The organism is Lentzea sp. NPDC058436, assembly GCF_042721515.1.
Taxonomy (GTDB): Bacteria; Actinomycetota; Actinomycetes; order Mycobacteriales; family Pseudonocardiaceae; genus Lentzea.
The window spans coordinates 1,777,058-1,797,595 of sequence record NZ_JBHXLF010000001.1; the positions used below are offsets into that span (position 1 = coordinate 1,777,058).

15 protein-coding genes are annotated in these 20,538 nt (G+C 73.1%); 8 read left to right on the forward strand and 7 right to left on the reverse strand.

Annotated features, from left to right (window positions below; genetic code table 11):
• The first annotated feature begins 11 nt into the window (after positions 1–11).
• The 3 genes from ACFWN2_RS07365 to ACFWN2_RS07375 are packed head-to-tail and all read left to right on the forward strand — an operon-like array spanning position 12 to position 2,804.
• The gene (locus ACFWN2_RS07365) at positions 12–725 is read left to right on the forward strand and encodes an HD domain-containing protein (RefSeq protein ID WP_382425511.1); all 714 of its coding nucleotides are present in this window, start codon (positions 12–14) and stop codon (positions 723–725) included.
• 58 nt (positions 726–783) lie between these two features.
• On the forward strand, positions 784–2,058 hold the full coding sequence (locus tag ACFWN2_RS07370; RefSeq protein ID WP_382425513.1) for a cytochrome P450: 1,275 nt from the start codon (positions 784–786) through the stop codon (positions 2,056–2,058).
• The gene (locus tag ACFWN2_RS07375) at positions 2,055–2,804 is read left to right on the forward strand and encodes an SDR family NAD(P)-dependent oxidoreductase (RefSeq protein WP_382425515.1); all 750 of its coding nucleotides are present in this window, start codon (positions 2,055–2,057) and stop codon (positions 2,802–2,804) included. The genes ACFWN2_RS07370 and ACFWN2_RS07375 overlap by 4 nt, the downstream gene beginning before the upstream one ends.
• Before the next feature lies 1 nt (position 2,805).
• On the opposite strand, the gene ACFWN2_RS07380 is transcribed toward ACFWN2_RS07375, so the two are convergent.
• The gene (locus ACFWN2_RS07380) at positions 2,806–3,684 is read right to left on the reverse strand and encodes an amidohydrolase family protein (protein WP_382425517.1); all 879 of its coding nucleotides are present in this window, start codon (positions 3,682–3,684) and stop codon (positions 2,806–2,808) included.
• 166 nt (positions 3,685–3,850) lie between these two features.
• Between ACFWN2_RS07380 and menD the strand changes: the two genes are divergently transcribed.
• Both menD and ACFWN2_RS07390 read left to right on the forward strand, forming a co-directional pair.
• Positions 3,851–5,527 carry a 2-succinyl-5-enolpyruvyl-6-hydroxy-3-cyclohexene-1-carboxylic-acid synthase gene (menD, locus tag ACFWN2_RS07385; RefSeq protein ID WP_382425519.1) on the forward strand — a complete coding sequence of 559 codons (1,677 nt, stop codon included), beginning with the start codon at positions 3,851–3,853 and terminating at the stop codon, positions 5,525–5,527.
• Positions 5,524–6,531 carry a methyltransferase gene (locus ACFWN2_RS07390; protein ID WP_382425521.1) on the forward strand — a complete coding sequence of 336 codons (1,008 nt, stop codon included), beginning with the start codon at positions 5,524–5,526 and terminating at the stop codon, positions 6,529–6,531. The genes menD and ACFWN2_RS07390 overlap by 4 nt, the downstream gene beginning before the upstream one ends.
• 11 nt (positions 6,532–6,542) lie before the next feature.
• Here ACFWN2_RS07390 and ACFWN2_RS07395 read toward each other — a convergent pair whose 3' ends face one another.
• Positions 6,543–7,163 carry a hypothetical protein gene (locus ACFWN2_RS07395; RefSeq protein ID WP_382425523.1) on the reverse strand — a complete coding sequence of 207 codons (621 nt, stop codon included), beginning with the start codon at positions 7,161–7,163 and terminating at the stop codon, positions 6,543–6,545.
• 275 nt (positions 7,164–7,438) lie between these two features.
• Here ACFWN2_RS07395 and ACFWN2_RS07400 point away from each other — a divergent pair, with 275 nt between their 5' ends.
• Positions 7,439–8,515, forward strand: a complete 1,077-nt coding sequence (locus ACFWN2_RS07400) for a sugar ABC transporter substrate-binding protein (protein ID WP_382425525.1) — start codon at positions 7,439–7,441, stop codon at positions 8,513–8,515.
• Positions 8,516–8,521: 6 nt separating this feature from the next.
• On the opposite strand, the gene ACFWN2_RS07405 is transcribed toward ACFWN2_RS07400, so the two are convergent.
• From ACFWN2_RS07405 to ACFWN2_RS07415, 3 genes are read right to left on the reverse strand one after another with little or no spacing between them, the layout of a single operon-like run.
• Positions 8,522–11,251, reverse strand: coding sequence for an AAA family ATPase (locus ACFWN2_RS07405; protein WP_382425526.1), 2,730 nt, complete (start codon positions 11,249–11,251; stop codon positions 8,522–8,524).
• Positions 11,252–11,258: 7 nt separating this feature from the next.
• Positions 11,259–13,934, reverse strand: a complete 2,676-nt coding sequence (locus ACFWN2_RS07410) for an AAA family ATPase (RefSeq protein ID WP_382425528.1) — start codon at positions 13,932–13,934, stop codon at positions 11,259–11,261.
• Between the two features lie 2 nt (positions 13,935–13,936).
• Positions 13,937–14,257, reverse strand: a complete 321-nt coding sequence (locus ACFWN2_RS07415) for a hypothetical protein (protein WP_382425529.1) — start codon at positions 14,255–14,257, stop codon at positions 13,937–13,939.
• A gap of 172 nt (positions 14,258–14,429) precedes the next feature.
• Between ACFWN2_RS07415 and ACFWN2_RS07420 the strand changes: the two genes are divergently transcribed.
• Together ACFWN2_RS07420 and ACFWN2_RS07425 are read left to right on the forward strand one after the other, a co-directional pair.
• The gene (locus tag ACFWN2_RS07420) at positions 14,430–15,230 is read left to right on the forward strand and encodes an alpha/beta hydrolase (RefSeq protein WP_382425531.1); all 801 of its coding nucleotides are present in this window, start codon (positions 14,430–14,432) and stop codon (positions 15,228–15,230) included.
• A gap of 141 nt (positions 15,231–15,371) precedes the next feature.
• Positions 15,372–18,704: a BTAD domain-containing putative transcriptional regulator gene (locus ACFWN2_RS07425; RefSeq protein ID WP_382425533.1), complete on the forward strand. Its 3,333-nt coding sequence runs from the start codon at positions 15,372–15,374 to the stop codon at positions 18,702–18,704.
• A 201-nt stretch (positions 18,705–18,905) separates the two neighbouring features.
• On the opposite strand, the gene ACFWN2_RS07430 is transcribed toward ACFWN2_RS07425, so the two are convergent.
• Positions 18,906–19,568, reverse strand: a complete 663-nt coding sequence (locus tag ACFWN2_RS07430; protein WP_382425535.1) for a LuxR C-terminal-related transcriptional regulator — start codon at positions 19,566–19,568, stop codon at positions 18,906–18,908.
• Positions 19,565–20,392: a glutamate ABC transporter substrate-binding protein gene (locus ACFWN2_RS07435; protein WP_382425536.1), complete on the reverse strand. Its 828-nt coding sequence runs from the start codon at positions 20,390–20,392 to the stop codon at positions 19,565–19,567. The genes ACFWN2_RS07430 and ACFWN2_RS07435 overlap by 4 nt, the downstream gene beginning before the upstream one ends.
• Positions 20,393–20,538 lie beyond the last annotated feature (146 nt).

The window sequence follows — 20,538 nt, forward strand, 5'->3', positions numbered from 1 at the left end:
CACTCGTGTCCATGCTGCCCCGTCTGCGTTCGACCAGGAACGACCTCGGAGAGCCGCTGCCGCCGGACGTGATCCCGGCCATCGGCCCCGCGCTCGGGCTGCCCACCTTCCGGAACGTTGATCTCGCGGTCTGGGAGAAGGTGCTCCCCCACCTGCGCCACCGCGACAACGACGTGCACACGCTCTACTCGTACGGACTGGCCCGAGTGCTGGTCGACGCCCATCCCGACGCCGACCCGGACGTGGTGCTGCCCGCGGTCCTGCTGCACGACTCGGGGTGGTCCGCCGTGCCGTTGCCGCGGATCATGGCTGCGCTGTCGCCCGTCGCGTGGTCGTCGAGCGAAGAATCGTTCGCCACTGTGCGCGTCCACGAGGTGGAAGGCGCCCGCATCGCGCGTGAGGTCCTCGGCTCGCTCGGCTTCGACGCCGCCCGCGTCGACGAGATCTGCGCGGTCGTCGACGGCCACGACACCCGTCGCGACCCGCTGAGCCTCAACGACGCGCTGGTCAGGGACGCCGACCGGCTGTGGCGGATCACGCCGCGCGGCATCGACGTGGTCATGGACTGGTTCGGCCTCACCCGCGAGGAGTCGCTGCGGCTCAACGCGGGCCGGGTGCACGGGCACCTCAGCACCGCCACGGCCCGCGCGATGGCGCTGGCGCTGGGCGCGGTGGGCTGGGCCGACGTCAGCCCGCACCGCGTGGCGCTCGACGGCGTGGGGTGATCTTCCCCGGACGGAGGCGCACACCCGCACGAGCACTCACACCCCCGGAGAGGTGACCGTGGCCGCGACCGACTACCCGACGTACTCCCCCGCACCGGCGCGCGGATGTCCCGTGGCGCACCACGGCTACGAACCCTTCGACCAGAGCGACCCGTTCGCCGCCTACGCGGGCCTGCGCCGTCACGAGCCGGTCTTCCTCGACGAGCGCACCGGTTACTTCGTGGTGAGCCGCTACGAGGACGTCCGCGCGGTGTTCGCCGACTGGCGGACGTTCAGCAGCGAGAACGCGCAGTGCCCCGTCACACCCCGTTCGGCGTCGGCGCAGCGGGTGCTGTGGGACGGCGGGTTCACGGCCTACTCGGGCCTGTCCGCCCGCGTCCCGCCGGACCACACCCGCATCCGCGACGCGGCGGCGGTCGCGTTCACCCCTCACCGCTACCGCGCGCTCGAACCCACGATTCACGCGCACGTCGAGCGGCTCCTGACGCCGCTCGTGTCCACGCCAGGGCGCCGGGCCGACCTCGTCCCGGCCTTCACCAGCACGCTGCCCGTCCTGGTGCTGCTGAGCCTGATGGGGGTGCGCACCGAGCACGCCGTGACGTCGTTCAAGCGCTGGTCGGCGTCCAGGTCCGCGTTGACGTGGGCGCATCTGACCGACGACGAGCAGGTGCCGCACGCCCACCACCTGGTCGAGTACTGGCACGCGTGCCTCGACCTGGTGCTCGGGGCGCACACCGGTGAGCACCAGGACAGCCTGATCGGTGACCTGGTCAGGGGGCAGGGCTCGCCGGACTCGCTGACCGACCACGAGATCGCGTCGCTGTGCTACAGCCTGCTGTTCGCCGGGCACGAGACGACGACCGCGTTGCTGGGCAACGCCGTGCTGATGCTGCTGTCGCACCGCGAGCAGTGGGAGAGGCTCGTCGCCGATCCATCGCTCGCCATGGGCGCGGTCGACGAGACATTGCGCATGAGTCCGCCTATCGTCGCGTGGCGGCGGCTCGCGACCCGTGACGCCGTCGTGGCGGGAACGCGCGTCCCCGCGTGGTCGGAGGTGCTGGTGCTGATGGGTGCGGCCAACAGGGACCCCTCGCGGTTCGGGGAGCCGGAGACGTTCGACATCGGCCGCCCCGACGCGGGCGAGCACCTGTCGTGGGGGTTCGGCATCCACCACTGCCTCGGCGCCGAGCTCGCCCGGCAGCAGTGCGCGATCGCGTTGCGGCACCTCGCCGCGGCCCTTCCGACGCTGCGCCTCGACGGCTCGCTCGCCGACGTCGAGTACCCGGACAGCCTGTCGATGCGGGTGCCGTCCGCGGTCCCGGTGGCCTGGTGAGCCCCCGCACGGTCCTCGTCACCGGTGCCGCCGGCGGACTCGGCCGTGCCTTCGCGCTGGGCTTCGCGGCTCGCGGCGACCGGGTGGCCGTCGCCGACCTCGACGCGGCCGGAGCAGCCGAGACCGCCGACCTGGCGGCACGGGCGGGCGCCGCCGCGACGTGGTCCGGCAAGACCGATGTGTCCTCTGTGGACGACACGACCGCACTGGCCGCCGAGGTCGCCGCGTTCGGCGGAGGGCGCATCGACGTGGTGGTGAACAACGCCGCCGTGTACGCCGGGTTGCACCGCGGGCCGCTGGAGGAGATCGACCCGGACGAGTTCGACCTGGTGCTGCGGGTGAACGTCAAGGGGCCGTGGCTCGTGGTGCGCGCGTGCAGCCCGTTCCTCGGGGCGGGGTCGAGCGTCGTCAACGTCGCCTCCGCCACCGTGTTCAGCGGCTCGGAGCAGTGGCTGCACTACGTGTCGTCCAAGGGCGCCGTGCTCGCGATGACCCGCGTGATGGCGAAGGAACTGGGCCGGCGGGAGATCCGGGTCAACACGCTCGCGCCCGGTTTCGTGCTCACGGAGGCGAGCTTCGGCCACCTCGGCGAGGACGCGGAGACCTACGGCGTCGAACGGGGTGCGCTGCGGCGGTCGTCCACTCCGGACGACGTCGTGGGCGCGTGCCTGTTCCTCGCGGGCGACGACGCCCGGTTCGTCAGCGGGCAGACCCTCGTGGTCGACGGCGGACGGCAGTTCCTCTGACTCACAGGCCGAGCACGCCTGCCGCGTTCTGCTTCAGCACCAGCGGAAGCACGTCGTCCTTCAGGCCGAGCGCCGTGAAGTCCTCGATCCACCTCTCCGGCGCGATCAGCGGGTAGTCGCTGCCGAACAGCACCTTGCGCTTGAGCAGGCCTCCCGCCGCGCGGACCAGCTCCGGCGGGAAGTACTTCGGCGACCAGCCCGACAGGTCGATGAACACGGTGCTCTTGTGCGTCGCGATCGAGATGGCCTGCGCCTGCCAGGGCACGGACGGGTGCGCGAGGATCACCGTCAGGCCGGGGTGGTCGGCGGCGACGTCGTCGAGCAGCATCGGGTCGGAGTACCGCAGCTTGATGCCGCGCCCGCCGGGCAGTCCCGCGCCGATCCCGTTCTGCCCGGTGTGGAACAGCGCCGGCACCCCGAGCTCCTCGATCGCCGCCCACAGCGGGTCGAACCGCTGCTCGTTCGGCGCGAAGCCCTGCAGGCTCGGGTGGAACTTGAAACCGCGCACGCCGTGCTCGGTGACCAGCGACCGCGCGTGGTCCACCGCCGCCTCACCGCGCAACGGGTCGACCGAGCCGAACGGGACGAGCACGTCGGCGTGGTCGGCCGCGACCGCCGCGATCTCCTCGCTGGACAACGGTTCCCGGCCCAGGTTCGTCCGCGCGTCGATCGTGAACACGACGGCGGCCATGCCCGTGCGCCGGTACCGCTCGGCGAGATCGGCGACCGTGGGCGTGCGGTTGTCCGAGGACCGGAAGTACCGCGCGGAGGCCTCCATCAGCTCGTCGTCGAGCGACAGGCACCCGTGGGCGTCCTGCTCCACGTGGACGTGCATGTCGATGGCGCGCACGAGCTCAATGTCCACTTCGGACCGGTACATCGCTCTCCCTCCGGCGGCCCCGAGTCAAGCCGGGAACGCGCACAGGGGCCAGCGAGGCTTTCGCTGGGTGAAAGGAATGTTCTGATCGACAGGGATCCGCGGAACTTCGGGCAAGGCGGTCTTCGGTGCCGTCACCCCACCTCGCCGCCTACCTAGCCTTCGTGGCGTGCCCGCACCACGTCAGCCGAGCTCCGCCGCACTCGCCCAGACCCTGGTCGACGAACTGGCCCGCCAGGGCGTGACCGACGCCGTCCTCTCGCCCGGCTCCCGATCCGCTCCGCTCGCGGTGGCGTTCGCCCGTCATCCGGGCATCACCACCCACGTCCGGATCGACGAGCGCAGCGGTTCCTTCCTGGCACTGGGCATCACCAAGGTGACGGGCCGCCCGGCGGCGTTCCTCTGCACCTCCGGCACCGCCACGGCCAACGCGCACCCGGCGGTGCTGGAGGCGCACCACGCACACCTGCCGCTGGTCGTCGTGACCGCCGACCGGCCGCCCGAGCTGCGCGGGATCGGCGCGAACCAGACGACCGACCAGGTGCGGCTCTACGGCCAGGCGGTGCGCCTGTTCGCCGAACTCGACTCGGCGGGCGCCGAGCCCGACACGCACTGGCGCACCGTCTGCGGCCGCGCGATCGCCGCGTCCGAGGACGGTCCGGTGCACCTCAACGTGGTGATGCGCGAACCGCTCGGGCACGCCGAGTCCGCCCTGGAGCCTTCGAGACGCACCAACAGAATCGGCCGTCAGGTTGCCGTCGCGGGAACGGTGCCCGGACACCCGCACGGCGTGGTCGTGGTCGGTGACAACGCCGACCCGGCCGCTGCCCTGCGGTTCGCGGAGGCCGCCGGGTGGCCGGTGCTGGCGGAACCGCAGAGCGGCGCCCGGCGCGGTCCGAACGCCATCACGCACTACGCGGACCTCCTGCGGGTGAAGGCGTTCCGGGACGCCGCCGCGCCTGACGTCGTGGTGTCCGTCGGCAGACCGGCGTTGTCCCGCGCCGTGCAGGCCTACCTCGCCTCCGCGCCCGAGCACGTGGTGGTCGACCCGCACGGTCAGTGGGCCGATCCGACCTCGACCGCGACATCGGTCATCCAGGCGCTGGGCGTGCCGACGTCGGAGAACCACGACACGACGTGGCTCGACTGGTGGCACCGCTGCGACGCCCGCGTGCACGCCGCCTACGAGGCGGAGCTCGACTCCCCGGACCTCAGCGAGATCGCCGTCGCGGCACACCTCCTCGCCGCCGCGCCGCCGGGCGCCCTCGTGTTCGCCGGGGCGAGCATGCCGATCCGCTACCTCGACCGCGTCCTCACGCCGCGCTCCGACCTGCGGGTGCTCGCCAACCGCGGCCTGTCCGGCATCGACGGCACGGTGTCGTCGGCGATCGGCGCCGCTCTCGCCCACCAGCGGGCCGGTGGAGGGCGGGCGTTCGCGCTGCTCGGCGACCTCACGTTGCTGCACGACCAGAACGGCCTGCTCGCCGGTGCGGGTGAACAGCTCCCGGACGTCGTCATCGTCGTCATCGACAACGACGGCGGTGGCATCTTCGCCACCCTCGGCCACACCGCCGATCCCGAGCTGGTCGCGCTGTTCGGCACCCCGCACGGCATCACCATGACCGGTGTGGCCGCGGCCGCCGGCTGGGCGCACGAGGAGGTCCGCGACGCCGACGAGCTGCGCAAGGCGGTGGCCGAGCCCGGCCCGCGCATCGTCGTCGTCAGAAGCCGGCGGGACACCAACGCGGCCCACCTCGCGGAGCTCGACCGCGCGCTCGCGTCCGTTGTGGACGAAGCGGTCGCCACCGACCCCCTCTCACCGGACCGACCTGGAGGCCCACCGTGACCGAAGACCCCACGGCCGAAGTGGTGCGGATGGCGATGGCCTACCGGGTGTCCCGCGTGCTGCACGTCGCCGTCGAACTGCGTCTGGCCGACCACATCGCCGGCGGCGCCACGACGACGGCCCTGCTCGCCGATGCGACCGGCGCCCACGAACCGTCGCTGTCCCGGCTGCTGCGCAACCTGAGCAGCGTCGGCGTCCTCGTCCAGGAGGCAGGCGACCGCTACTCGCTCACGGCGCTCGGCACCGCTCTGCGCTCCGACGTCCCCGGCTCCGCCTACACGGCCGTCCGCGCGCAGAGCGTGGAGACCACCTGGTTGGCGTGGGGCCTGCTCGGTGGCACCGTCCTCGGCGGCGGGACGGGCTTCGGCGCGGCGACCGGCAGCACCTACTTCGACAGGCTCGCCGAGAACGCGGCGGACACCGCCACCTTCAACGACTACATGTCCGCCACCTACGGACCCGAGGCCCAGTCGGTGGCCGGCGCGTACGACTTCACCACCACGAACACCGTGGTGGACCTGGGCGGCGGCACGGGAAACCTGGTGATGGCGGTGCTGGAGAAGCACGCGCACCTCACGGGCGTGCTGGTCGACCTGCCGCACGTCGTCCGGGCGTCCGAGGAGGCCGTCGCCGCACGAGGGCTGGCCGACCGGTGCCGGTGCGTCGCGGGCGACCTCCGCGAGCAGGTGCCCGCGGGTGGCGACGTCTACCTGCTCTCCCACGTCCTGCACGCGTTGCCTGAGGAGGACTGCCGGGCGGTGCTGCGCGGGTTCCGGGCGATCGCGACGGAGAACACCCGCCTGCTCGTCGTCGAACGCCTTCTGACCGGGTCCGGCGGGCCCGACCCTGCGACGACGACGGACATCTCGATGCTGGTGCTCACCGGAGGCCGGGAGCGGACCCTCGACGACTACGCGGCGCTCTTCGCGGAGGAAGGCCTGCGGCTGCTGGGTGTCGAGGCGATCGAGGGCACGTCCAGCGTGCTGGAGGTCGGCCCGGCCTGAGCAGGTCCTGGTCAGCTCCTGCGGCGCCAGATCTCGTCACCGCGGGCCACGAGCTCCCGGTACCCCCTGGGCAGGACGTCCGTCGGCCGGTAGGACTCCACCGAGCGGTTCGGCACGTGCCACACGTCCAGCGCCTCGTCGAGCGCACGAGTGGCGACCAGGACGTCGTGGTCCGTCACGTACCTGGCGAACTCCACGAGATGCACGCGCACAGGCGTCCTGCCCGCGCGCCACGCCACCCTCAGGCTCACCGCGTCGCGCACCTCCGTGCACGCATCCACCGCCGCCCGGTCCAGGAGAACGTGCTTCGGCGCGGTCGAGACGCGGGACGGCGGCAACACGGGCACCGCGGTGGACTGGTCGGTGACCGGACGCAGCCGGACGAGCCGGGCCGTGACGACGGGATCCCCGGTGAGCGCGCCGAGCCCCTCGACCTCCTCGGCCGTGAGACCGATCACCCCCGCGGCAGCGCAGTGCGTGACCAGCTCGACGCACGACGCCACCTCCTTCTCGCACAACAGGTTGCGCGCTTCGGCCGCGAGGCCCGCGGCACCCGCCGACGCCAGGCGCATCGTGATCGCGCGCAGTCGCGACGACAGCGCTCTGGCGCGGACCTCCCGCTCGTCCAGCACGACGACCACCTCCCGTGTCAGCGCGTGATTCGACCACGAACGACATCGTGACGAGGCCGGAAACCGTTCAGCCAGGGGCATCACCGCCCCTTCAGCACCCAGGTCGCGTAAACGAGGGCAACACCGAAGTCCTTTGTGGACAAGAGTTGGATCTTGCCCTGCCGGTGCCCAGTTCTCTGTCCGAAGGGGACGTTCACGACCCGATCGGCGTTCCCGCGACCCCACCCGTCCCACACTGCACGCCTGTTCCGGCTCCACCCGAAAGGCTCCGTTCGATGCGACTCCCCGTCACCGCGGTCTGCTGCCTCCCGCTCCTGCTGGTCACCGGCTGCGGTGCGGACCTGGCCCCGGCACAGGACACCGGTCCCGCGGTGGGGGTCGTCCTGCCCGACCGCACGACGTCCGCGCGCTGGGAGGAACAGGACCGGCCGCTGCTCCAAGGCGCCTTCGAGCGGGCGGGGGTGCGGGCGGCGATCGAGAACGCCGAGGGGGACGAGACGCGGTTCGCCGCACTCGTCGACAGGATGATCGGGCAGGGCGTGCGGGTGATCGTGATGACGCCGCTCAGTGCGGACGGAGGCCGTGCGGCACAGGAGAAGGCGGCCACCGCGGGGGTCTCCGTCATCGACTACGAGCGGCTCACCCCCGGCGGCCGGGCCGAGTACCACGTCGGTTTCGACAACGTCCGGGCAGGCAGGCTCCAGGCCGAGGAGCTGCTGAGGTGCACCGGTGCCGGCGCACGGATCGCCGAGCTGCTCGGCGGCGCGGACGACCCCAACACCGCCCAGTTCGCGGCGGGCAACCAGGAGGTGCTCGCCGATCGCTACCTCAAGGGGGAACGCGTCCTCGTCGAACGCCGTCACGTCGACCGCTGGGATCCCGAGGTCGCCACCCGGCAGATCACCGAGATCCTCGACCGCACCGGCAACGACGTCGACGGAGTCCTCGCGGCCAACGACGGCATCGCCTCCGCCGTGCTGACCGTCCTGCGCGCCAGGGGGCTCGCGGGCAGGGTGGCGGTCACCGGGATGGACGGGACGACCGAGGCGTTGCGCGCCGTGCTGCGCGGCGAGCAGTGCATGTCCGTGCACAAGCCGATCCGCGACGAGGCCGAGGCCGCGGCTCAACTGGCGCTGGCCCTCGTGCGCGGCAAGCCGGGCTCCGCCGACGACCTCGTGTCGGGCAACGTCCGGGACGGCTCCCGCAACGTCAAGGCGATCCTGCTCGGCCCCGAGGTGGCCACCCGGCGGACGATCGGCAGGCTCGTGTCGCAGAACGCGGTGCGCGGACGCGCGTTGTGCGCTGGCGAGTTCGCGCAGCTGTGCCAGGAGAACCAGATCACCGTGCGGTGAGTCGCGCTACCTCCTCGGGTCGACCACGTCGCGCAGCTGCGCGCGGGTGGTCACCCCCAGCAGCGGGAACGACTTGTACAGGTGGAAACCCACCGTGCGGTGCGAGAGGAACAGCCGTTCACCGATCTCCTTGTTGGTCAGCCCCTCCGCCGCCAGCCGCACGATCTGTTGCTGCTGCGGGGTGAGCACGCCCAGCACGTCCTGCTCCACCGGTCCGACCGACGCTCCCGCCGCCCGCAGCTCACCGGCGGCGCGCTCGGTCCACGGACGGGCACCGAGCCGGGCGAAGACCTCGTGCGCCGCGCCCAGTTCCGCTCGCGCCCGAGAGATGCGCCGCTGCCGCCGCAGCCATTCGCCGTGGTCCAGCCGCACCTGGGCCCGCAGGAACGGCCACCGCTCCCCCTCGTCGTCCCCCAGCGCCAGCGCGAAGAACTCCTCCGGCTCGTCCGCCAGCATCGCCCGTGCCCGTGCCACGACCTGGCGCAACCGGGCCGACCCACCGGCAGGTGCGGCGCGGTCCAGCACCTTCAGCGCGTCGTCCGCCTCTCCCACGACGACCGCCACCGCCGCGAGATCGCCCAGCACGTACGGCGACAGGTGGAAGTGGACCGGCGTGCCGTCGGCGTCGAACGCCGAGCGCAGCGACCGGTACGCGGCCTCGTGGTCCCCGTCGGCCAGCGCCGCCAGGCCCGCCGCCCACCGCGCCTGCACGAGGAGCTGCGCGCCGCCCGCCGGTTCGGCGACGGAGATCACCGCGTCGACCAGCTCGCGCGCCCGTGCGGTGTCGCCGGACGTCGCGGCGAGGGTGGCCTCCAGCACCTGGCCCCAGGTCACGGCCACCGGCGACATGCCGCCGACGGGCCGGGCGAGGGCGAGCCTCGCGTCCTGCCACCGGCCGAGGTGGTACCAGGCCAGCGCCAGGTGCCGCGACGCACGCCCGCCGTGCGCGACCGCGGCGTCCTCGCGCGCCGGACCGGCGACCTCCTCCATCAACCTGGCCGCGACCTCGTGCTCGTCGAGCACCAGCGCCAGCGACCCCAGGTAGACCTTCGGCTGGTAGCCCGGCACGCCGTGGGCGAACACCTCGCGCATCCGCGCGCGCAGCTCGCCGACGTTCTCGTGCGGGTGCAGAACCGACCGCAGCCACAACGAGAACGGCAGCTCCGGACCGATCAGCGGCCAGGACGCGCCGTCGGCCTCCACGAGCCCGCGCGTCAGCTCGCGCACGGCGTCGCGCCGGTCCACACGACCCGTCTCCCAGATCGCGGAGCCCGCGACGCTCGCACTGCCGACCAGCACGTCCCGCTGCGCCTGCGGGTGTCCGGCGAGCACCGGCAGCGTCAGGTCGAACACCTCGTCGAAGCGCAGTTCGAACAACGCGATCAACGCGGTGGTCGGCACCGCCGCGTCACCGACCGACTGCTCCCCCGTGAGCGACCGCATCCGCGCGGCCAGCGCCGCCGCGTGCTGCAACCGCCCGGACAGCACCGACAGGAACGCCGCCTGGGCGAGCCGTTCGCCGTACCGGGCGGGATCGGTGCTCAGCTGGGCGGCGCGTTCCAAGGCGCGGAACGCCTCGGGTACCGCGCTGCGCCGCACGGCCCGCATCGCGACCGCCTCCAGCGCCGCCGCCACCCGTTCGTCGGGCACCAGGGTCGCCGCCGCCAGGTGCCACGCCTGCCGGTCCGGGTCGTCGTCGAGGGCCGCCGCCAGTGCCCGGTGGGCGGCGCTGCGCACGAAGTACGTGGCGGACCCGTACACCGCGGACCGCACCAGCGAGTGGCGGAACCGCACGTGCGCGTCGCCGACCTGGAGGTAGATAGGCGACGTCACCGCCGGGTAGCGGAACTCGAGCTCGCCCTGGTCCACCCACACGAGCCCGGCCCGTTCGGCGGGCGCCCACACCGAGAGGTCGTCGTGACCGAGCGCCCGGTGCAGCAGCATCAGCGTCGCGGTCTGCTCCGCCGCGGCGACCACGAGCGCGTGCCGGGTGTTCTCGGGCAGCACGGCCACCTGGTCGGCGAACGTGCGCTCCAGCAGTTCGGGCAACGGGAGCGCGTCACCGTCCGCGGGGCCCGCCCGAGCGAACTCCACCAGCGCCAGCGGGTTTCCCGCCGCCTCGCGCAGGATCCGTTCGCGCAGGGGGCCGGTGGGGACCGAGGGCTGGTCGTTGAGCACCCGCTCCGCGTGCGCCGGCGTCAGGGGCGGAACCACCAGCGACGGCACGTCGTCGAAGACCTCCGAGCGCCCCGCCATCAGCAGCCCGACCGGCTCGCCTTCGAGGCGCCGCGCCAGGAACTGCAGGACGTCCCGCGTCGCGGAGTCGAGCCAGTGCGTGTCGTCCACGACCACCAGGACCGGTCCCGCGTCCGCCAGCGCCGACAACACCGACAGCACGGCGAGGCACGTCAGCATCCGGTCCGCGACCACGGCCTCGCCCAGGCCGAACGCGCCCCGCAACGCCTCGCGCTGCCGTTCGGGCAACGCGTCCACCACGTCCGGCACGGGTCGCAGCAGCTGGTGCAGCCCGGCGAACGGCAGGTCCGACTCGGCGACGCTCGCCACCACCGACAGCACCCGGACGCCGCGGTCCCGCACCCGCCGCGTGACGACGTCCACGAGCGCCGACTTGCCGATGCCCGGATCACCGAGCAGGAGCAGCACCCCGGACCCGCGGGGAGACAACGCCTCCAGCACCGCGGCGAGCTCGTCGTCGCGTCCGACCAGTCCGTCCACTACCACCTCATCGCTCGACGACGTCGCGCAGCTGGGCGCGCGTCGTGACCCCCAGCAGCGGGAACGACTTGTACAGGTGGAAACCGACGGTCCTATGCGACAGGAACATCTGCTCACCGATCTCCCGGTTGGTCATCCCCGCCGCCGCCAGGCGCACGATCTGCCGCTGCTGCGGCGTCAGCACCGTCAGCAGGTCCTGCTTCGCCGTTCCCACCGACACGCCCGCCGCCCGCAGCTCACCGGCCGCCCGGTCGGCCCACGGCCGGGCTCCCAGCCGCGCGAACACCCCGTGTGCCGCCGTCAGCTCCTCGCGAGCCTCCGCGATCCGGCGTCGCCGCCGCAGCCACTCCCCGAAGTCCAGCCGCACCTGCGCGCGTTCGAACGGCCACCGCTCACCACCCGCGTCCGCCAGTGCCCGCAGGAAGAACTCCTCCGGCTCGTCCGCCAGCAACGCCCTGGCGCGGCTCACGACCTGCGCCAGCCTCACGGAGCCGGCGGCCGGTACCGCGTTCTCCAGCAACGCCCGGACCTCCTCGCCCGCTCCCGCTGCCACGGCGGCGGCCGCCAGATCGCCCAGCACGTAGGGCGAGACGTGGAAGTGCACAGCCGCACCGTCCACTTCGAACACGCGCCGCAGCCGTTCGAAGGCACGCGCGGGCTCCGCGTCCGCGAGATCGGCGAGGCCCTGCGCCCACAGCGCCCGCACCACCAGTTCCGCCGCCCCCGCGGGCTCGGCGACCGCCAGCACCGCGCGGGCCTGCTCGCGGGCCTTCTCGGTCTCCCCGGTCAGCGCGTTCAGCACCGCCTCGATCGCACCACTGGTCACGGCGACGAGCCGGGACTCACCGGCCGGCTGGTCGAGACCCAGCCGCGCCTCGTTCCAGCGCCCGGTTTCCAGGCACGCCAACGCGAGCTTGCGCGAGACGCGGTCACCCGAGGTCGGCGCGTCGTCGCGAGCGGGACCCGCGATCTCGTCCAGCAGCCGCACCGCAGTCTCGTGCTCGTCCAGGTACACGGCGAGCGTGCCGATCATCCCCGCGATGTGCGGGCCCGGTGGCAGTGCGGCGATCGCGTCGGCCAGCTGCGCCCTGGCCTCGTCGCCGTGCGCGTTCGGGTCGCTCAGACCGAAGAGCCACAACCGGAACGGCAGGTCCTCCTTGCCCAGCATGTGCCACACCCGCTCGCGCGACCCGGTCATCGTCGGCAGCATCGCGGCGACCTTGGCCAGCTGGTCGGCTCTTCCGGTGTCGTAGGCGACCTGCGCGACGACGCTGACACATCCCGCCGCCGCCGCGTTCTCCTCCGTGAAGGGGTAGGACGCGAACTCCAGCGCGTCGTCGAACGCGTCGTCGAAACGCATGTCGTTCAACGCCACCAGGGAGGCGGCCTGCGCCACGAAGCCCTGCTGCGCGCGGTCCAGCGGCACGTCGGACAACCGGGTGAGGAGCTCGGCGGCGCGGTCGATCTGGCCCGCGACGATCGCGATGGTGGCGGCAGACCCGAGCCAGGTGCCGATCCGCTTCGGGTCGGCGCTCATGTCGACCGCCCGTTCGAGCGCGCGGATCCCCCCGTCGAGCGCACCGCGGTGCAGAGCGCGCCAGGCCGCTCCGGTCAACGCCAGGGCGACGTCCTCGTCGGGGCTCGTGGCGCCCGCCGCCAGGTGCCACGCACGCCGGTCCTCGTCACCGTCGAGCACAGCGGCCAGCGAGCCGTGCGCGCGCTCCCGGGACGCGACCGGCGCGGAGCCGTAGACCGCGGACCTCATCAGCGGGTGCTGGAACACCACCCTGCCGTCGACGATGCGCACCAGCCCGGTCTCCTCGGCCTGGCTCCACACGGCCGGGTTGTCGTGGCCGAGCGCGCGGTGCACCACGGCCAGGTCCCCCGTGCCCTCCGCCGCGGCCACCACGAGCGCGTAGCGGACCTCCTTGGACAACGCGGACACGCGATGGGCGAACGTGCGCTCCAGCAGTTCGGTCAGCGGCAGCTCCCCCGCGAGGGTGCCCTCGCGCTCCACCGCCTTCGGGAACTCCACCAGTGCCAGGGGATTTCCCGCCGCCTCAAGGAGAATCCGCTCGCGCAGGGCACCCGCCGGCGGGGACGGCTGGTCGTCGAGCACCCGTTCCGCGTCACCGCGGTCGAGCGGTCCCAGGACCATCGTCGGCACACCGCGTTCGAAGGTGGACCCGCGAGCCGCGATCAGCAGCCCGACCGGCTCGCCCTCCAGTCGCCGCGCGAGGAACGACACCACGTCGCGCGTGGCCGGGTCGATCCACTGCGCGTCGTCCACCACCACCAGCAGCGGTCCCTCGTCCGCCAGCGAGGACAACAACGACAGCGCCGCCAGGCAGGTCGCCATCCTGTCGCCGGCACCGCCTCCCCCGTCCAGGCCGAACGCGCTCAGCAGCGACCGGCTCTGGCGTTCCGGGAGGAGCTCCACCCGGTCGATCACCGGGAGCAGCAGCCGGTGCAGCCCGGAGAACGGGAGGTCGGACTCGGTCGCGCTGCCGGCGACGGACAGCACCCGCACGCCCCGCTCGCGGGCGCGTGCGACGAGCACCGCGACCAACGCGGACTTGCCGATGCCGGGGTCGCCCAGCAACACCAGCGCGCCGGGCCCCTCCGGAGCGAGTGCGTCGACGACGGCACCGATTTCACGATCGCGTCCGATGAGCTGTGGCACCGTCACATCGTGACACCGCCCCGGCGGAGCGTTCCGGTCAGCACGGCGGCACTGCCGTCGGGCCGCCGGCGCACCGCGCGCAGCACTCCGTTCGCGAAGTCCTCCAGGTGCGTGACGTGCGTGCCGGAACTCTCCTGCCACGTCGTGAAGTACAGGCCCGGCCGGACCTCGCTCATGGCGACGGCGACGGTCTCACAGCGACCCGAGTCCACATCGCCCTCTCCGTCCACAACGGTGACGGTGATGCGCGAGGCCGACTCGTAGTGCAGCTCGATCACCATCTCGCCGAGATCCGCGAGGTACTTCTCACCGAAGACGAGCACACCGCACCACCCATCGGCCACCGTCCACCGGCGACGCTGCCTGCCGCGGCCAGGAGTTCCGTTCCGCTTCCACCGTTCGAGTGTCGCCGAACTGGTCGTTTCCCACCATCTGTCACACGACCAGTCACGTGACGGATGGTTCATCGACGTGAAATGGAACCAGACTGGTCCCGTGACCACCATCGTGTTGATCCACGGCACCTGCCTCACGGCGCGGTGCTGGGACGGCTGGGCCCGGCACCTCCGGGACCGGGGGTTCGACGTGCTGGCACCGGCGTGGCCGGGCCTCTCGTCCGATGTGGAGGCGCTGCGGGCCGACCCGGCCCCGCTCGCCGGCCTGGGCATAGCGACGATCCTCGACCACCACGAGTCGATCGTGCGCGGTCTCGGCGAGCCGCCGGTGATCATCGGTCACTCGACCGGCGCGACGATCGCCCAGCTCCTGCTCGGCCGCGGTCTCGGGGCGGCGGGGATCGCGCTCGCGCCCGCCCCGACCAAGGGCCTGCACACCCTTCCACTGGCGGCGATGACCGCGGCGTGGCCGGGGTTGCGCGATCCCCGCAACGTCCACGGCGTCGTGGAGCTCGACGCCGAGCAGTTCTGGTACCGCTACGCCAACACGCTCTCCGAGGAAGAGTCCGCGCGGGCCTACGAACGCCACTACGTGCCGGCGAGCGGCCGGGTGCTGTTCGAGTCGGCGTTCGCGAACTTCGGCGAGGACTCCGTCACCGAGGTCGACCTCGGACGGGCTCCGCTGCTGGTGGTGTCCGGTGGCCGCGACCACCTGAGCCCGCCGTCGCTGGGGCTCGCGAGCGTGCGGCGCAGACGTGCCTCCGGCGCGCTGACCGGGTACCGGGAACTGGCGGGGCGAGGTCACCTCATGATCACCGAACCGGGGTGGGAGGAGGTCGCCGACCACGCGGTCGAGTGGGTGCGCGCGGCCCTGGACGCGGAGTCGGCGCAGGCGGCCTGACCTGCCTCTTCAGAGTTCCGTGACGAGTCCGGTGCACGACCGTCACCGGGCTCGGCGGTGTTTTCCCTTGCCGCGCGACGACGTACCACGAGACTGGAGGGCCAGGCTTCACCGACGACGTTCGGAGGTTTCGTGCTGCGGGTGCGGTTGCTCGGTCGGACAGGCGCGTGGTGGGGAGAGCAGGAGCTCTCCCTGGGCCCCGCCCGGCAGCGAGCCCTGTTCGCGGTGCTCGCCGCACACCCCGGCCGGGCGTTGACCCGCGACGCGCTGATCGACGCCGTGTGGGGCGACTCGGCACCCGCGACGGCGTCCGGCAGCGTGCACACCTACCTCTCCGGGCTGCGCCGCGCCCTGCGTCCCGTCCCGGACGCGCTCGTCTCCGGCCCCTCCGGGTACGCGCTGCGCGTCGACGAGCGCGACGTGGACGCCGTGCTGTTCACCCGGTTGAGGTCGATCGCCCAGGACGCACTCTCCCGCGGCGACGTGCCGGCCGCGTTGGAGGCGCTCGACGACGCCCTGTCGTTGTGGACCGGTGACGCGTACGCCGACGTACCCGGCCCGTTCGCCGCGAACGCGCGGGAACGGTTCGCGGAGCTGAGGCTGTCGGTGGTCGAGCAGCGCGCACGGATCGTGCTGGACCTGGGCGGCCACGACGCGTTGCTGCCGGAGCTGAGCCGGCTCGCCGACGAGCACCCGACGCACGAGGCCGTGCACGAGCTCCTGATGCTCGCGCTGCACCGCGGCGGGCACCGGACCGAGGCGCTGGAGGTCTTCACGCGGATCGAGCGCACGCTCTCCGCCGAGCTGGCGCTGGAGCCGGGCCAGGCGTTGCGGCACCTGCACGGGGCGGTGCTCGACGGCGGCGGGGAACGGCAGGGGCTGCTGGTGCTGCCGTCCGATGTGGACGTCGCGCTGCGGGACGGGGCGCGTGCGGCCGCGTTCCTCGGCAGGGCAACAGAACTCGCGGTGCTGCGCGAGCTGGCCGACGGCGTGCTCGCGGGCACCGGCGGGTCGCTGTGGCTGGAGGGCGAGCAGGGCATCGGCAAGACCGAGCTGCTCGTCGCGGCGTTCGCGGGGGTCGCCGAGCGCGGCGGGCAGCTCGCGTGGGCCCGCGCCGACGAGTTCAGCCGCCACTTCCCGATGCAGGTCGCGATCGACGCCGTCGGCAGTGCGGTGCCGCACACGCAGCACTGGGACGCCGACCCGCACGTGCTGGCGGAACGGCTGCTCGGCGCCGTGCGGTCGGTGTGCGCGGAAGGACCGCTGATCCTGGTGCTGGACAACCTGCACTGGGCCGACCACGACAGCATCGCGTGGTGGGGCAGGCTGGTCGCGGAGTCCGCGGGGCTGCCGTTGCTCGTGGTGGCGGCGACGCGACCGGACCTGGCGCGCGAGGAGCTGTCCCAGTGGCGGTGGGGCGTGGACGCGCGCGGAGGAGCCGTTCTCGACCTCCCGCCGCTGCCGGAGCCGGACGTCGAGGACCTGGTCGTCGCGATCACGGGTGCGCCGCCCACGCCGAGGTTGCTCGGGACGCTCGCCGACGCGGGCGGGAACCCCTTGTACGTCAAGGAGTTGCTGGAGACGCTGCGGCGTAGGCTCCGGGTCGTGCGCGGCAGGACCGACGTGGACCGGGAGGAGGTGGCCGACTCCCTGCCCCGGTCGCTCGTGTCGGCGACGACGCGCGCGCTCGACGGCCTGTCCAAGGACACCCGGCAGGTGCTGCGCTCCGTCGCGTTGCTGGGCGAGGAGTTCACGGCCGCCGAGGTCGCCGAGGTGACCGGGCGAGCCCACTCCGATCTGGCGCACGTGCTGGACGAGGCGATCTCCGCGCGCGTCGTCGCCGACACCGGCGCGGTGCTCGCGTTCCGGCACCCGATGGTCCGCCGCACGATCGTGGACGGCGTCGCCAGACCGGTGAGATCGGTGCTGCACCGCCGGATCGCCGAGGCGCTGGACCGGCTCGGGGCGCCGGTCGTGCGGATCGCCGGCCAGCTCACCGCCGAGCAGGTGATGGTGGACGGATGGGTCGTGGACTGGGTGGTCGCGCACCACGACGAGCTCGCGAACCGCTCCCCCGCCGTCGCGGCAACGCTGCTGCGCCAGGTGCTCGACTCCGCGCTGCCCACCCCGGAGCAGCGCGACGCGCTGCAGGTGACCATGGTCAGGGTGTTGTTCCGCACGAACCAGCTGCCGCAGGTCGAGGCGCGCCAGGCACTCGCCACCGTGACCGATCCGGCGGCGGCCGCCGAGCTGCGCCACCTGCTGGCGGCGATGCACTACCGGCGAGGAGAGCACCAGGTGGCGGTGGAACTGCTCACCGTCGCGATCGAGGACCCCACCGTCCCCGAGGAGTGGCGCGCGCTGCACCAGGCGATGCTGGTGAGCTTCCGCCGCGGCGACGTCACGGACCTGCACGCCGCCGAGACGCGCGCGACGGCCGCCCTCGACCGCGCCGAGGCCGCACGTGACGCCGAGGGAACAGCGCAGTCGCACCAGACCCTGTGGTTCCTGGAGACGATGCGGCGCGACCACTCCTCGGCGCTCGACCACGTCGACGCGGCACTGCACGCACTCGGCTCGCGACCGGACCTGGTGCCGCTGCACCACGACCTGCTCGACAACCGGGTGTTCAGCCTCAGCAACCTCAACCGGCTCGACGAGGTCGAACCCACCCTCGCCCGAGCGGGCAGGTCCGCGCCGGACGGCCTGCGGGTGGCCGCGGCGGTGCACCACTACTGGACCGGCGACTGGGACAGCGCACTGTCCGAACTGGACTCCATGAGCGACGAGAACACGCTCGTCGTGTTCGACGGCATGCGCGAACCGGGCCCGCTCGCGTTGCTGCGCCACGGCATCGCCGCCCTCATCGCGGGCCGCCGCGACGACCGCGCCGCCGCCCACTCCCACCTCGACGCCACGACCACGCCGTTCCCGGTCTCGGGCGCGGAGAAGGAGAGCTGCGACTTCCTCGTGATGGCAACGGTCCTGGCCGCGGAACAGGCGGGCCAGCGGCGCGAGGCGCTCACAGCGGCCGCCCCGATCCTGACCCCGGCCTACGCGCCGATGATGCTCCGCCACCAGTGGCTGCCCGCGATCGCCCGCATCGCCCTCGACGCCGGCGACATCGCCGTGGCGCGGCAGGCGTGGGCGATCTGCGTGGAAGAGGCGGCACGGGAGACCGTGCCCGCACGCGCCCAGGCCGCAGAGGCCCGGTGCCGCGCACTCGTGTCGGGAGACCCGGTGCCGGCGCTCATCGCCGCCGAGTCGTACCGCGCCGTGGGACGGACCACCGAACTCGCCACGGCCCTGGAGGACGCGGCGGCGTTGCTGCACGCGAGCGGGCGGGTCGCGGAGGCGCGTGAGGTCGCGGGTGAGTGCGAGACGCTGTACGAGGCGCTCGGGGCGGAGTGGGACCTGCGGCGGTTGCGGGAGCGGTTGCTGCCGCCGGCACCGTTGCCGCGCACCGGTACCTGACTTCGGGGCGGCGCGGCGCGGGACGGGGCGCCACGGGACGGGCGGGGTGGGCGCTCGAAGTCGCTGTGCTGGAGCAGGAACCGGCTGGTTCGAACGGGGCCGCTACCCGCTCCGGAGCGGACCGGTCACGGCGCTGCGACCGGCCCGGCAACACGGCCTGTCCCCCGCTCTTCACCCACCCGACCGAGCGGCCGCCGCGGTTCAGAGCAGGCCGCCCCGGATCGCGTGCGCCACCGCGTGCGTCCGGTTGCGCAGCCCGAGCCTGGCCAGCATGGTCTGCACGATGTTCTTCACGGTGCGCTCCGCACACCCGAGCTCCTCCGCGATCTCCGCGGTGTCGTGCCCGTCCGCGAGCATCCGCAACAGCACCAGCTCACGTCCGGCGAGGGTCGCGTAGGCGCGTCCCCTGGGGCACAACGCGTCGCGGTCGACCCGTTCGAGCTGGTCGAGCAGTCCCGTCAGCCTGGCGTTCAGCCCGGCCGCGCCGGTGGCGAGCGCCTCGTCGACGGCCGTCACCAGTTCCTCGGCGGTGAGGCCGGTGCGTGCGCGCACCGCGACCACGCCGCAGCGGGCGGCGGTGCGCACGGCGTTGTCGGACAGGAGGTTCGTCAGCAGCAACACCCTCACCCCGGACTCCTCGTGGAGGTGGCGCAGCGTCGTGGTCGTGGTGTCGTCGAGCGCGCCCGCGGCGAACACGAGCAGGTCAGCGTCCGCCGCGTCGCGGGAGGGCACCGGCTGGTGGGCCGAGCCGTCCCGGAGCAGGGCGGTCAGGCCGAGCGCGGTCAGGGGGTCCGGCGAGTACACCGCGATGCGCCTGCGGTCCGCGGACCTGTCCGCGTCCGGGGTGCGGTCGGGCCGGCTCATCGTTCGGTGATCTCAGGCGGCGTCCTGCTGCCCGCCCAGGTGCTCGGGAGGTGTCGTTCGAGGGCGGCCGACCAGGCGCCGTCGTCCACCATGCGCTGCAGCGCCGCGTTGACGCGCGCCCTGCCCTCGGTGTCGTTCCTGCGGATCCCGATGCCGTACCTCTCCTCGCTGAACGGCGACCCGACGACGCGCAGCGCCCCTCCCGACCGCGCGGCGAAGCCGGTGAGCACGATGCTGTCGGTGGTGACGGCGTCCACGCGGTGGTCGCGCAACGCCCGCACGCACTCCGCGATGCCCGACTGCTCCACTAGGCGCACGTCCGCGCCCGACCGCGTTCTCATCCGCTCCACCGAGCTCGTGCCCGCCACCGAGCAGACGACGCGGCCGGTCAGGTCGGCGGCCGTGGCGATGCCCGACTCCCCGGTGCGCACCAGGACGTCCTGGCCCGTCACGAAGTACGGGCCGGCGAACGTGACCCGCGCCCGGCGCGCGTCGGTGATGGAGTACGTCGCCACGACGAGGTCGACGGTGCCCGACTCCAGCGCCCTCTCCCGCTCGTCGGCCCGCAGCGGGTGCCAGGTGATCTGGGAGGGCGAGGTGCCGAGCCGGAACGCCACGTAGGTCGCGACGTCCACGTCGAACCCTCCGAGCCGTCCGCCGTCCTCGCGCAGGCTCAGTCCCGGCTGGTCGTCGAGCACGCCGACGACCAGCCGGGCGGCACGTCCGCTCTCCACGACCGGCGATCCGCTCGCCCCGCGTCCGCAGGCGGCCAGCGGCACCAGCAGGACGGCCGCCAGAGCGACGAACCACGATCTTCGCTGCACGGATTCCACTCCTCGCGGTTGCTTCGTTTCCGGCCAAGGCGGCCGCGACGCTACTTCTTCTTTCCAGAACGCCTGGAATCACGGTGAGCAGCACTGCCCGGCCGCTACCGCGCCCTGCCCGAAATATCAACGCGCCTTTCCCGGAA

Excerpts from the sequence above, each read along its gene's own strand:
- ACFWN2_RS07400 (WP_382425525.1), top strand. The coding sequence starts at position 7,439 with ATGCGACTCCCCGTCACCGCGGTCTGCTGCCTCCCGCTCCTGCTGGTC.
- ACFWN2_RS07380 (WP_382425517.1), bottom strand. The coding sequence starts at position 3,684 with ATGTACCGGTCCGAAGTGGACATTGAGCTCGTGCGCGCCATCGACATG.
- ACFWN2_RS07365 (WP_382425511.1), top strand. The coding sequence starts at position 12 with ATGCTGCCCCGTCTGCGTTCGACCAGGAACGACCTCGGAGAGCCGCTG.
- ACFWN2_RS07430 (WP_382425535.1), bottom strand. The coding sequence starts at position 19,568 with ATGAGCCGGCCCGACCGCACCCCGGACGCGGACAGGTCCGCGGACCGC.